This window comes from Streptomyces milbemycinicus, assembly GCF_002154605.1.
Classification (GTDB): domain Bacteria; phylum Actinomycetota; class Actinomycetes; order Streptomycetales; family Streptomycetaceae; genus Streptomyces; species Streptomyces milbemycinicus.
The window spans coordinates 1-12,821 of sequence record NZ_MUNE01000104.1 but is presented as its reverse complement, the minus strand read 5'-3'; the positions used below and the strand labels follow the sequence as shown (position 1 = coordinate 12,821).

12 protein-coding genes are annotated in these 12,821 nt (G+C 70.5%); all 12 read left to right on the top strand.

The window, feature by feature from the left end; genetic code table 11:
* Window positions 1-53: 53 nt before the first annotated feature.
* The gene (locus CCN51_RS09480) at window positions 54-593 is read left to right on the top strand and encodes a membrane protein (protein WP_043486418.1); all 540 of its coding nucleotides are present in this window, start codon (window positions 54-56) and stop codon (window positions 591-593) included.
* A 165-nt stretch (window positions 594-758) separates the two neighbouring features.
* Window positions 759-1,673, top strand: a complete 915-nt coding sequence (gene pdxS, locus CCN51_RS09475) for a pyridoxal 5'-phosphate synthase lyase subunit PdxS (protein WP_014175000.1) — start codon at window positions 759-761, stop codon at window positions 1,671-1,673.
* A 103-nt stretch (window positions 1,674-1,776) separates the two neighbouring features.
* The gene (gene pdxT, locus CCN51_RS09470; protein WP_014174999.1) at window positions 1,777-2,358 is read left to right on the top strand and encodes a pyridoxal 5'-phosphate synthase glutaminase subunit PdxT; all 582 of its coding nucleotides are present in this window, start codon (window positions 1,777-1,779) and stop codon (window positions 2,356-2,358) included.
* Window positions 2,359-2,420: 62 nt separating this feature from the next.
* A complete protein-coding gene (locus CCN51_RS09465) occupies window positions 2,421-3,173 on the top strand; it encodes a YebC/PmpR family DNA-binding transcriptional regulator (RefSeq protein ID WP_014174998.1) in 753 nt (250 codons plus the stop codon).
* A gap of 150 nt (window positions 3,174-3,323) precedes the next feature.
* Window positions 3,324-3,857, top strand: coding sequence for a crossover junction endodeoxyribonuclease RuvC (gene ruvC, locus CCN51_RS09460; RefSeq protein ID WP_014174997.1), 534 nt, complete (start codon window positions 3,324-3,326; stop codon window positions 3,855-3,857).
* Window positions 3,854-4,468, top strand: a complete 615-nt coding sequence (gene ruvA / locus CCN51_RS09455; RefSeq protein ID WP_014174996.1) for a Holliday junction branch migration protein RuvA — start codon at window positions 3,854-3,856, stop codon at window positions 4,466-4,468. Before ruvC ends, ruvA begins: the two co-directional genes overlap by 4 nt.
* Window positions 4,469-4,562: 94 nt before the next feature.
* Window positions 4,563-5,639 (top strand): Holliday junction branch migration DNA helicase RuvB, encoded by a 1,077-nt coding sequence (gene ruvB / locus CCN51_RS09450; RefSeq protein ID WP_014174995.1) that lies wholly within the window; start codon window positions 4,563-4,565, stop codon window positions 5,637-5,639.
* A gap of 237 nt (window positions 5,640-5,876) precedes the next feature.
* On the top strand, window positions 5,877-6,356 hold the full coding sequence (gene yajC / locus CCN51_RS09445) for a preprotein translocase subunit YajC (protein WP_014174994.1): 480 nt from the start codon (window positions 5,877-5,879) through the stop codon (window positions 6,354-6,356).
* Window positions 6,357-6,504: 148 nt separating this feature from the next.
* A complete protein-coding gene (gene secD, locus CCN51_RS09440) occupies window positions 6,505-8,310 on the top strand; it encodes a protein translocase subunit SecD (RefSeq protein ID WP_014174993.1) in 1,806 nt (601 codons plus the stop codon).
* 1 nt (window position 8,311) lies between these two features.
* The gene (gene secF / locus CCN51_RS09435; protein ID WP_014174992.1) at window positions 8,312-9,454 is read left to right on the top strand and encodes a protein translocase subunit SecF; all 1,143 of its coding nucleotides are present in this window, start codon (window positions 8,312-8,314) and stop codon (window positions 9,452-9,454) included.
* Window positions 9,451-10,032, top strand: a complete 582-nt coding sequence (locus CCN51_RS09430) for an adenine phosphoribosyltransferase (protein WP_014174991.1) — start codon at window positions 9,451-9,453, stop codon at window positions 10,030-10,032. Before secF ends, CCN51_RS09430 begins: the two co-directional genes overlap by 4 nt.
* Window positions 10,033-10,315: 283 nt before the next feature.
* The coding region (locus CCN51_RS09425) for a RelA/SpoT family protein (RefSeq protein WP_107425950.1) at window positions 10,316-12,821 on the top strand (2,506 nt) is incomplete at its 3' end.

Below are 12,821 nucleotides of genomic sequence, written 5' to 3'. Positions count from 1 at the left end.
GTCCGGGGGTGGGTGGGTGGGGGTTTGCGTCGTAGGCGGTAGCGTGGCGCGGCGTGACCACTTTGATCTGGATCGCGGTCGTATTGGTCTTTGTCGCCGTCTATCTGAGCTGGACCGCCGGGCGGCTGGACCGGCTGCACAGCCGGCTGGACGCGGCGCGGGCGGCGCTCGACGCACAGCTGCTGCGCCGGGCCTCGGTCGCGCAGGAGCTGGCCACTGCCGGGGTGCTGGATCCGGCGTCCTCGATCGTGCTGTACCAGGCAGCGCACGCGGCGCGGCAGGCGGAGGAGGAGCAGCGCGAGGTCGCCGAGAGCGAGCTGAGCCAGGCGCTGCGCGCGGTGTTCGCGGAGGATGCCCAGGTCGACGTGGTGCGCGAGGCGCCGGGGGGCGAGGCGGCGCTGGGTGAGCTGACGGAGGCCGTGCGGCGGGTGCCGATGGCCCGGCGGTTCCACAACGACGCGGTGCGCGCGGCGCGGGCGCTGCGTCGGCACCGCAAGGTGCGCTGGTTCCGGCTCGCGGGCCATGCGCCGTTCCCTATGGCCTTCGAGATGGACGACGAGCCTCCGGCGGCCTTCGCGGCCCGGGTGGGCTGAGGCCGGTTGGGCTGAGACCGGGGGCCGACGCCAGGGGCCGACACCGGGGAGCTGAGGCCACTGGCCTGCGATTGGCCCTTGTCCGGGGAGCACCCGGGCGGCTTTTGTCTATCGAACGGCCCTACGATGGGCTCATCACACATTCATCATCGAGTGAGGTCAAACGTGTCCATCACGCCCGCCAGCACGCCCCAGACCCCGGAGACCGGCACCGCGCGCGTCAAGCGCGGCATGGCCGAGCAGCTCAAGGGCGGCGTGATCATGGACGTCGTCACGCCCGAGGAAGCGAAGATCGCTGAGGACGCGGGCGCCGTCGCGGTCATGGCCCTCGAGCGCGTCCCGGCCGATATCCGCAAGGACGGCGGCGTGGCCCGTATGTCCGACCCGGACATGATCGACGGGATCATCAACGCGGTCTCCATCCCGGTGATGGCCAAGTCCCGGATCGGGCACTTCGTCGAGGCGCAGGTGCTGCAGGCCCTCGGCGTGGACTACATCGACGAGTCCGAGGTCCTGACCCCCGCCGACGAGGTCAACCACAGCGACAAGTGGTCCTTCACCACGCCGTTCGTCTGTGGCGCCACCAACCTGGGCGAGGCGCTGCGCCGTATCGCCGAGGGCGCGGCCATGATCCGTTCGAAGGGTGAGGCCGGCACCGGCAACGTCGTCGAGGCGGTCCGCCACATGCGCCAGATCAAGGGCGAGATCGCCCGGCTCAAGGGCCTGGACAACCACGAGCTGTACGCCGCGGCCAAGGAGCTGCGCGCCCCGTACGAGCTGGTCGCCGAGGTCGCCGAGCTCGGCAAGCTGCCGGTCGTGCTGTTCTCCGCCGGTGGCGTGGCCACCCCGGCCGACGCCGCGCTGATGCGCCAGCTCGGCGCCGAGGGCGTCTTCGTGGGCTCCGGCATCTTCAAGTCCGGCGACCCGGCCAAGCGCGCCGCCGCGATCGTGAAGGCCACCACCTTCTACGACGACCCCAAGGTCATCGCGGAGGTCTCCCGCAACCTGGGCGAGGCCATGGTCGGCATCAACTGCGACACCCTCCCCGAGGGCGAGCGCTACGCCAACCGCGGCTGGTAACGGACCGGCTGGTAACGGACCAGCTGGTATCGAGCCGACCGCTTGCCGGTGGACGGCCCGCGCGGGCCGTCCGCCTCTTTCCCGCTCCGTCCCGAGAGGTTTTATGTCCATCGGAGTGCTCGCCCTTCAGGGCGATGTCCGCGAACACCTCACCGCGCTCGCCGCGGCCGGCGCCGAGGCCCGGCCGGTCCGCCGGGCCGAGGAGCTCGCCGAGGTCCAAGGGCTGGTGATCCCCGGCGGGGAGTCCACCACCATGTCCAAGCTCGCCGTGATCTTCGGGATGCTGGAGCCGCTGCGGGAGCGGGTGCGTGCCGGCATGCCGGTGTACGGCACCTGCGCGGGCATGATCATGGTCGCGGACAAGATCCTCGACGGCCGGGACGACCAGGAGACCTTCGGCGGCATCGATATGACCGTCCGCCGCAACGCCTTCGGCCGCCAGAACGAGTCCTTCGAGGCCGCGATCGAGGTCGAGGGCGTCGAGGGCGGCCCGGTCGAGGGCGTCTTCATCCGGGCGCCGTGGGTCGAGTCCGTGGGCGCGGGGGTCGACGTGCTCGCGACATACGGGGACCACGCCGTCGCCGTGCGGCAGGGGAATGTGCTCGCGACGTCGTTCCACCCCGAACTGACCGGCGATCACCGGGTACACGCGTTGTTCGTGGACATCGTGAGGTCGGCGGGATGACGCCGTCCCGGTAGGATCTCAGGCGTTCGTACAGCAATGGGTTACGCGAAGGAGACAGGCGGATGTCCGGCCACTCTAAATGGGCTACGACGAAGCACAAGAAGGCCGTGATCGACGCCAAGCGCGGCAAGCTCTTCGCCAAGCTCATCAAGAACATCGAGGTCGCGGCCCGTACCGGCGGCGCCGACCCCGACGGTAACCCCACCCTCTTCGACGCCATCCAGAAGGCGAAGAAGCAGTCCGTGCCGAACAAGAACATCGACAGCGCGGTCAAGCGCGGCGCGGGGCTCGAGGCGGGTGGCGCCGAGTACGAGACGATCATGTACGAGGGCTACGGGCCGAACGGTGTCGCGGTGCTCATCGAGTGCCTGACCGACAACCGCAACCGCGCCGCCTCCGACGTGCGTGTCGCCATGACGCGGAACGGCGGGTCCATGGCGGACCCGGGTTCGGTTTCGTATCTGTTCAACCGCAAGGGCGTGGTGATCGTCCCCAAGGGTGAGCTGACCGAGGACGACGTGCTGGGCGCGGTGCTGGACGCGGGCGCCGAGGAGGTCAACGACCTCGGCGAGTCCTTCGAGGTGATCAGCGAGGCCACCGACCTGGTCGCGGTCCGTACCGCGCTCCAGAAGGAGGGCATCGACTACGACTCGGCCGAGGCGAACTTCGTGCCCACCATGCAGGTCCAGCTGGAGGAGGAGGCGGCGCGGAAGATCTTCAAGCTGATCGACGCGCTGGAGGACAGCGACGACGTGCAGAACGTCTTCGCCAACTTCGATGTCTCCGACGAGGTCATGGCCAAGGTGGACGCCTGAGGCAACACCAGCGGCACACGGGCCGGCGGGGACACACACCCCACCGGCCCGTCGCTGTCAGTGGCTGCCGCTAGTCTGCCGAGCAGGTGATCGAAGGCCGAGATCGACGGCCGAGAGAAGGCTGGGACAGCGGCGATGGGGAGGGGCGCGGTGCGGGTGCTGGGCGTGGACCCGGGGCTGACCCGGTGCGGTGTCGGCGTGGTCGACGGGGTCGCGGGCCGACCGCTGCGGATGATCGGGGTCGGCGTCATACGGACTCCGGCGGACGCCCCGATCGGCGATCGCCTCGTCGAGATCGAGCGCGGCCTGGAGGAGTGGCTGGAGGCCCACCGGCCCGAAGTCGTGGCGGTGGAGCGGGTGTTCAGCCAGCACAATGTGCAGACCGTCATGGGCACCGCCCAGGCGAGCGCGGTCGCGATGCTCTGTGCCGCCCGACGGGGACTGCCGGTCGCGCTGCACACGCCAAGCGAGGTCAAGGCGGCCGTGACCGGGTCGGGGCGCGCCGACAAGGCGCAGGTCGGCTCGATGGTCACCCGGCTGCTGCGGCTCGACGCCCCACCGAAACCCGCCGACGCCGCCGACGCGCTGGCGCTTGCCATCTGCCACATCTGGCGGGCGCCCGCGATGAACCGGCTCCAGCAGGCCGTCGCCGCCCACCGCACCACGAAAGGCCGTATTTCATGATCGCGTTCGTCTCCGGCCCGATCGCGGCCGTCGGCCCGGACATCGCCGTCGTCGAGGTCGGCGGGGTCGGCATGGCCGTCCAGTGCACTCCCAACACGCTGTCCGGGCTGCGCGTCGGCCAGCCCGCCCGGCTGGCCACCTCCCTCGTGGTCCGCGAGGACTCGCTCACCCTCTACGGCTTCGCGGACGACGACGAGCGCCAGATCTTCGAGCTGCTGCAGACTGCCAGCGGCGTCGGCCCCAGGCTCGCCCAGGCCATGCTGGCCGTCCACTCGCCCGACGCGCTGCGGCTCGCCGTCGCCACCGGTGACGAGAAATCGCTGACCGCCGTCCCCGGCATCGGCAAGAAGGGCGCGCAGCGGCTGCTGCTCGAGCTCAAGGACCGGCTCGGCGAGCCGGTGGGCCGCCCCGCCGGGCCGGCCGCCCCCGCCCCGGGCTGGAGCGATCAGCTGCACACCGCGCTCGTCGGCCTCGGATACGCGCCGAGGGAGGCCGAGGACGCGGTCGCGGCCGTCACCCCGCAGGCCGAGGCGGCCGTGGCCGCGGGCGGCAGCCCGCAGGTGGCGCAGCTGCTGCGGGCCGCCCTGCAGACCCTGAACCGGGCCCGCTGACCGCAGGCCGCCCCGCAGACACTGCCCCCGGCCCGGCGACCGCCCCGTGCGCCCGGCCGCACTGCCCGATACGACATCGCGAGGCGAGACTTTCGTGAACTGGGACGAGACCGCACCGGCCACCGCCGACGACGCCCGCACCGGCCGGCTGGTGGGCGCCGACGCCGACGGCGAGGACCAGGCGGTCGAGGCCGCGCTGCGCCCCAAGGACCTGGGCGAGTTCGTCGGCCAGGAGCGGGTCCGCGAGCAGCTGGACCTGGTCCTCAAGGCGGCCCGGCAGCGCGGCGCGACGGCCGACCATGTGCTGCTTTCCGGCGCGCCCGGCCTCGGCAAGACCACCCTGTCGATGATCATCGCCGCCGAGATGGGCGCCCCCATCCGGATCACCTCGGGCCCCGCCATCCAGCACGCCGGCGACCTCGCCGCGATCCTGTCCTCGCTCGCCGAGGGCGAGGTGCTGTTCCTCGACGAGATCCACCGCATGTCGCGGCCCGCCGAGGAGATGCTGTACATGGCGATGGAGGACTTCCGCGTCGATGTGATCGTCGGCAAGGGCCCCGGCGCCACCGCCATCCCCCTGGAGCTGCCGCCGTTCACCCTGGTCGGCGCCACCACCCGGGCCGGGCTGCTGCCGCCCCCGCTGCGTGACCGCTTCGGCTTCACCGGCCATATGGAGTTCTACGCGCCTGCCGAGCTGGAGCGCGTCATCCACCGCTCCGCCGGGCTGCTGGACGTCGTCATCGAGGCGGAGGGCGCGGGCGAGATCGCCGGGCGCTCCCGCGGCACCCCGCGTATCGCCAACCGGCTGCTGCGCCGGGTGCGGGACTACGCCCAGGTCAAGGCGGACGGCGTGGTCACCCGCGAGATCGCGGCCCGCGCCCTGGCTGTGTACGACGTGGACGGCCGTGGCCTGGACCGGCTGGACCGCGCGGTGCTGACCGCCCTGCTCAAGCTGTTCGGCGGCGGCCCGGTCGGGCTGTCGACCCTGGCGGTCGCGGTGGGGGAGGAGCGGGAGACGGTCGAGGAGGTCGCCGAGCCCTTCCTGGTCCGTGAGGGGCTGCTGGCCCGTACGCCCAGGGGCCGGATCGCCACGCCCGCGGCCTGGACCCACCTGGGGCTGACCCCGCCGCAGCAGGGCGGCGCGGCCCAGCAGGGACTTTTCGAGGGCTGAAGAGGGTTAAGAGGCTGAGGAGGCTGGAGACGGGAGCTGAGCGGCCTGAGACGGCTGATAGCCGATTATGGTCGGGTGAGGAACCCACATGCCGCGCCGGGCGTTGTTCCATAGGCGCGGGCTCGCTTAGACTCCGCCGATGCCGTTCGTATGCCGTCCGTGACCGGTGCGGCATGACCACCCCATAGTCCAGGCCGCGTCCCCGCGGTCGTGTGAAGGAATTTCCGTCCCGTGTATATGACTCTCCTGCCGTTCATCGTGCTCATCGGGGCCATGTTCCTGATGACCCGGTCGGCCAAGAACAAGCAGCGCCAGGCCGCGAACATGCGTGACCAGATGGGGCCGGGCACCGGTGTGCGGACCATCGGCGGTATGTACGCCACGGTCAAGGAGGTCCACGAGGACGCGGTCCTCCTCGAGGTCGCTCCCGGCGTGCACGCCTTCTACGCGAAGAACGCGGTGGGAGCCGTCCTCGACGACGCCGAGTACAACCGGATCGTGCACGGGATCGACCCCGAGGACTCCGACGAGGCTGCCGACGCTGCCGACGACACCCCTGTCGTCCCCGACGACGCCTCCTCGCTCACCGAGGCCGAGGACGAGACGGCTGACGCCGAGGCGGCGGACGAGGACAAGAAGACCGACCTCAGCAAGCCGTCGGCCGCGGCCGACGCGCCGAAGGAGGACAAGCGGGACGACGACGCCGACGCCAAGTAGTACCGCTCCGGGAACCGTGGCGCGCCACCGCTCGGCGCGCCGCGGTTCCCGGACGGTCTAGGCTCCGGCGGGGGTTCGTCCCACAAGACTTCGTGGCCGCCCGGCGCACACCCGATGCCGGGCGGTTGGACAGGGAGATTACGAGAAGGTGGCAGCACCGAAGAAGGGCCGCAGGTCCTCCGGGTCACAGGGCAGGCCCGGGCGCGCCCTGGTCGCGATCCTGGTAGCCATCGTGGCGCTCACCGCGGGGATGTTCATCTCCGGTCACACCAAGCCACGGCTGGGCATCGACCTGGCGGGCGGCACCAGCTTCACGCTGGAGGCCAAGAACCAACCGGGCAAGCCCAACGCGATCAACTCGGACAACATGAACACCGCCGTCAACATCATCGAGCGGCGGGTCAACGGTCTGGGTGTGTCCGAGGCCGAGGTCCAGACGCAGGGCGACAAGCACATCATCGTGAACATCCCCAAGGGGATGGATGCGAAACAGGCCCGTACGCAGGTCGGCACCACCGCCCAGCTCTACTTCCGCCCGGTGGTGACCTACACCGACGGCAAGAAGACCAAGCCCACCGCCAGCCCCACGCCGACCGCGACCGGCACAGGCAAGAGCAACGACAAGGGCAAGGCGTCGTCCACCCCGACCGCCACGGGCGCGACCGGTACCCCGAGCGCATCCAGCGCCTCCAGCAGCAGCCAGGGGCGGGCCGTCTCCGAGGGCCTGAAGGCCGACAAGACGCCCAGCGCCTCGGAGAGCCCCAGCGCCTCCGAGAGCCCCAAGGCGAGCGAGACGCCCAAGGCGACCGAGACCCCCAAGGGCGAGTCCTCCAAGGCCGACGATCTGACCAAGCAGCTCGCGGACCTGGAGTGCACCACCCCGGCGGACCGGGCCAAGGCCCGGGAGAAGGCCGCAGGCGCCAAGCCGAGCGATTCCGTCGTCGCCTGTGACCGGGACGGCTCGCGCAAGTTCATCCTCGGCCCGTCCCAGGTGGAGGGCACCGACGTCAAGAACGCCGCGTCCGTCTACGACAGCCAGGGCGGCGGGGGCTGGATCGTCGAGCTCAACTTCACCGGCAGCGGTGGCAAGAAGTGGGCCAAGGTGACCGGCGAGCTGGCCAAGCAGCAGCCGCCGCAGAACCAGTTCGCGATCGTCCTGGACGGCGAGGTCTACTCCGACCCCAGGGTCGACGAGTCCATCGTCGGCGGCCGGGCCCAGATCTCCGGCCCTGACTTCGACCAGAAGAACACCTCGGACCTGGCCAACGTGCTGTCCTACGGCGCGCTGCCGCTGTCGTTCGACATCGCGGACGAGACCACCGTCTCCGCCGCGCTCGGCGGTGAGCAGCTGGAGGCCGGTCTGATCGCGGGCGCCATCGGCCTCGCGCTCGTGGTGGTCTACCTGGTCGTCTACTACCGGGGTCTGGCGCTGATCGCCCTGGCCAGCCTGGCGGTCTCCGCCGTTCTGAGCTACACGATCATGGTGCTGCTCGGCCCGGGCATCGGCTTCGCGCTGAACCTGCCGGCCGTCTGTGGTGCGATCGTCGCGATCGGTATCACGGCCGACTCCTTCATCGTGTACTTCGAGCGCATAAGGGACGAGATCCGCGAGGGCCGCACGCTGCGTCCGGCCGTCGAGCGCGGCTGGCCGCGTGCCCGGCGCACCATCCTGGTGTCCGACTTCGTGTCGTTCCTCGCGGCCGCGGTGCTCTACATCGTGACGGTCGGCAAGGTGCAGGGCTTCGCCTTCACCCTGGGCCTCACCACGCTGCTGGACGTTGTGGTGGTGTTCCTGTTCACCAAGCCGCTGATGACGATCCTCGCCCGGCGTAAGTTCTTCGCGAGCGGTCACCCGTGGTCCGGTCTGGATCCGCGGCGTTTGGGCGCCAAGCCGCCGCTGCGCCGCAGCCGCCGCACCACCGCCACCGCCCCCGCCGACCCGAAGGAGGCGTGAGATGTCGCGACTCGGCACTCTCGGCGCCAGGCTCTACCGAGGCGAGGTCGGCTACGACTTCGTCGGCAAGCGGAAGATCTGGTACGGCATCTCGATACTGATCACCATCACGGCGATCGTGGGCCTGGCGGTGCGCGGGCTCAACCTGGGCATCGAGTTCTCCGGCGGAGCGGTCTTCGAGACCCCCAAGACCAGCGTGTCGGCCTCCCACGCGCGCGAGGTGGCGGAGTCTGCGTCCGGCGGCCACACCGCGGTCGTCCAGGAGCTCGGCCGTGGCGGGCTGCGGATCCAGATCAGCGAGCTGGGCACCAAGGAGGCGCTGCCGGTCCAGGAGAAGCTCGCCAAGGAGCTGGACGTCAAGACCAGCGAGATCGAAACCCAGCTGGTCGGCCCCAGCTGGGGTGAGGAGATCGCCAACAAGGCCTGGCAGGGTCTGGCGATCTTCATGGTCCTGGTGGTGATCTATCTCGCCATCGCCTTCGAGTGGCGCATGGCGCTCGCCGCACTGATCGCGCTCATCCACGACCTCACCATCACGGTCGGGGTGTACGCGCTGGTCGGCTTCGAGGTCACCCCGGGCACCGTGATCGGTCTGCTGACCATCCTCGGTTATTCGCTCTATGACACCGTCGTCGTCTTCGACGGTCTCAAGGAAGCGTCGAAGGACCTCACCAAGCAGACCCGCTTCACGTACAGCGAGATCGCCAACCGCAGCCTCAACTCGACCCTGGTGCGCTCCATCAACACCACGGTCGTGGCGCTGCTGCCGGTCGGCGCGCTGCTGTTCATCGGTGGCGGGGCGCTGGGCGCGGGCATGCTCAACGACATCTCGCTGGCCCTGTTCGTCGGCCTCGCGGCCGGTGCGTACTCCTCGATCTTCATCGCCACCCCGCTGGTGGCCGACCTCAAGGAGCGCGACCCGCAGATGAAGGCCCTGGCCAAGCGGGTGCGCGCCAAGCGCGCCTCCGCCGCGGCCAAGGCCGACTCGGACTCCGATGCCGAGCAGAAGCCGCAGGATGTCACCCCGCAGCCGCGCGCCGAGGACGGCGACGAGCCCACCCCCGCTGCGGCGGGTGCGGGCCAGCGCCGCCAGCCGACCTCGCGCGGCCGGGGCCGTGGCCGACCGTCAGGGAAGCGCCGATGAGCGCCGGGACGACCGACCCCGCGCTCGGCGGCCTCGACGGCGAGGAGCTGCGCGGGCTGCTGCTCAGCCGGATCCTGGATGTGCCGGACTATCCGAAGCCGGGGGTGATGTTCAAGGACATCACCCCGCTGCTGGCCGACGCCACGGCCTTCGGAGCGCTGACCCACGCACTCGCCGAGCTGTGCACCAGGCACGGCGCCACCAAGGTCGTGGGCCTGGAGGCGCGCGGCTTCATCCTCGCCGCCCCGGCCGCGGTGCGCGCCGGGATCGGCTTCGTACCCGTGCGCAAGGCGGGCAAGCTCCCCGGAGCGACTCTCGGCCAGGCGTACGAGCTGGAGTACGGCACCGCGGAGATCGAGATCCACACCGACGCCCTGGTGCCCGGCGACCGGGTCCTGGTGATCGACGATGTGCTCGCCACCGGCGGCACCGCCGAGGCGTCGCTGCGGCTCATCCGCCGTGCCGGTGCCGAGGTCGCCGGGGTCGCGGTGCTGCTGGAGCTCGGCTTTCTCGAGGGCCGCAGCCGCCTTCTCCCGGTGCTCGACCGCGCGCCCCTGGAGGCCCTGATCACGGTCTGAGCTGTGCCATCGCCTGAGGGTGGGGAGCCCGCGTCACCAGGGTTCCCCACCCTCACGTATGCCAGCGGCTGAGCCAAAGGGCGCGCGGCTGTCGAAAGGGGCGAGGAGGAGGGAGCGAGGCACGAGCGACCGTGCGACGAGCGCCGTCGACAGAGGACCCGAGCGCCCGGAGGCGAAGCCGCTTTGTAGGGGTCCGTGGGGCTGCCGGGAGGCGAGTGGAGTGGCGGGATCGATACCATGGCATCCTGGCCTCTTTGAGGCCCGGACCGCTTGAGGAGTGCCCTTGCCAGACGAGGCCCAGCCGCTCTCCGCCGCGCAACCGGCAGAGCCGACCGCCGTCGCCAAGTCCACGGCGGCCCCTGAGGTGCCCAAGAACAGTGAGGCGCCCCCTCGGCCGGAGCCCTCCGCGCCGCGCCCCCCGGCGGAGCGTACAAGCAGCTCACGCCCCGCGCCGGCCTCCCGCCCGCTGCAGAGCCCCACCCCCAGAGCAGGCTCCTCCAACCGGGTCCGCGCCCGGCTCGCCCGCCTCGGTGTGCAGCGCTCCAGCCCGTACAACCCCGTCCTGGAGCCGCTGCTGCGCATCGTGCGCGGCAACGACCCCAAGGCCGACGCCTCGACCCTGCGCCAGATCGAGCGGGCGTACCAGGTCGCCGAGCGCTGGCACCGCGGCCAGAAGCGCAAGAGCGGCGATCCGTACATCACCCATCCGCTCGCGGTGACCACGATCCTGGCCGAGCTGGGTATGGATCCGGCCACTTTGATGGCCGGTCTGCTGCATGACACCGTCGAGGACACCGAGTACGGCCTGGACACCCTGCGCCGCGACTTCGGCGATCAGGTCGCCCTGCTCGTGGACGGCGTCACCAAGCTGGACAAGGTCAAGTTCGGCGAGGCGGCGCAGGCCGAGACCGTGCGCAAGATGGTCGTCGCCATGGCCAAGGACCCGCGCGTCCTGGTCATCAAGCTCGCCGACCGGCTGCACAACATGCGCACCATGCGCTATCTCAAGCGGGAGAAGCAGGAGAAGAAGGCCCGCGAGACGCTGGAGATCTACGCCCCGCTCGCCCATCGCCTGGGCATGAACACGATCAAGTGGGAGCTGGAGGACCTCGCCTTCGCGATCCTCTACCCCAAGATGTACGACGAAATCGTGCGGCTGGTCGCCGAGCGCGCCCCCAAGCGGGACGAATACCTCGCCGTCGTCACCGACCAGGTCCAGGGCGATCTGCGCGCGGCCCGGATCAAGGCGACCGTCACCGGCCGTCCGAAGCACTACTACTCGGTCTACCAGAAGATGATCGTGCGCGGCCGCGACTTCGCCGAGATCTACGACCTGGTGGGCATCCGGGTGCTCGTCGACACCGTCCGCGACTGCTACGCGGCGCTCGGGACCATCCACGCGCGGTGGAACCCGGTGCCCGGGCGGTTCAAGGACTACATCGCGATGCCCAAGTTCAACATGTACCAGTCGCTGCACACGACGGTGATCGGGCCCAGCGGCAAGCCGGTCGAGCTGCAGATCCGCACCTTCGATATGCACCGCCGCGCCGAGTACGGCATCGCCGCGCACTGGAAGTACAAGCAGGAGGCCGTCGCCGGCGCCTCCAAGGTGCGCACCGACGTGCCCAAGCGGGCCGGCAAGGACGACGCCATCAACGACATGGCGTGGCTGCGGCAGCTGCTGGACTGGCAGAAGGAGACCGAGGACCCGGGCGAGTTCCTGGAGTCGCTGCGCTTCGACCTGTCCCGTAACGAGGTCTTCGTCTTCACGCCCAAGGGCGATGTCATAGCGCTGCCGGCCGGGGCCACCCCGGTGGACTTCGCGTACGCGGTGCACACCGAGGTCGGCCACCGCACCATAGGGGCCCGGGTCAACGGGCGGCTCGTGCCGCTCGAGTCGACCCTGGACAACGGCGATCTGGTGGAGGTCTTCACCTCCAAGGCGCCCGGGGCCGGTCCGTCCCGGGACTGGCTGGGCTTCGTCAAGTCCCCGCGCGCCCGTAACAAGATCCGCGCCTGGTTCTCCAAGGAGCGCCGCGACGAGGCCATCGAGCAGGGCAAGGACGCCATCGTGCGGGCCATGCGCAAGCAGAACCTGCCGATCCAGCGGATTCTGACCGGCGACTCGCTGGTCACCCTGGCCCATGAGATGCGCTACCCCGACATCTCCTCGCTGTACGCGGCCATCGGCGAGGGCCATGTCTCCGCGCAGAACGTCGTCGGCAAGCTAGTGCAGGCCCTCGGCGGCGAGGAGGCGGCCAACGAGGACATCGCCGAGACCGCGCCGCCGATCCGCGGCCGCGGCAAGCGCCGCTCCAGCGCCGACCCGGGCGTCGTGGTCAAGGGCGTCGAGGACGTATGGGTCAAGCTGGCCCGCTGCTGTACGCCCGTGCCCGGCGACCCCATCATCGGCTTCGTCACCCGCGGCAGCGGCGTCTCCGTCCACCGCGCCGACTGTGTCAACGTCGACTCGCTCTCCCAGCAGCCGGAGCGGATGCTCGACGTCGAGTGGGCGCCCACCCAGTCCTCCGTCTTCCTGGTCGCCATCCAGGTCGAGGCCCTGGACCGGTCCCGGCTGCTGTCCGATGTCACACGCGTGCTGTCCGACCAGCACGTCAACATCCTGTCCGCCGCCGTACAGACCTCCCGCGACCGGGTCGCCACCTCGCGCTTCACCTTCGAGATGGGCGACCCCAAGCACCTGGGCCATGTCCTGAAGGCCGTACGGGGCGTCGAGGGCGTCTACGACGTCTACCGGGTGACCTCGGCGCCCCGTACGGCCTTCAGGA

Bases quoted from the DNA above. Each gene is read 5' to 3' on its own strand.
- yajC (WP_014174994.1), top strand. From the start codon at position 5,877: ATGACTCTCCTGCCGTTCATCGTGCTCATCGGGGCCATGTTCCTGATG.
- pdxT (WP_014174999.1), top strand. From the start codon at position 1,777: ATGTCCATCGGAGTGCTCGCCCTTCAGGGCGATGTCCGCGAACACCTC.
- secF (WP_014174992.1), top strand. From the start codon at position 8,312: ATGTCGCGACTCGGCACTCTCGGCGCCAGGCTCTACCGAGGCGAGGTC.
- CCN51_RS09430 (WP_014174991.1), top strand. From the start codon at position 9,451: ATGAGCGCCGGGACGACCGACCCCGCGCTCGGCGGCCTCGACGGCGAG.
- CCN51_RS09465 (WP_014174998.1), top strand. From the start codon at position 2,421: ATGTCCGGCCACTCTAAATGGGCTACGACGAAGCACAAGAAGGCCGTG.
- ruvA (WP_014174996.1), top strand. From the start codon at position 3,854: ATGATCGCGTTCGTCTCCGGCCCGATCGCGGCCGTCGGCCCGGACATC.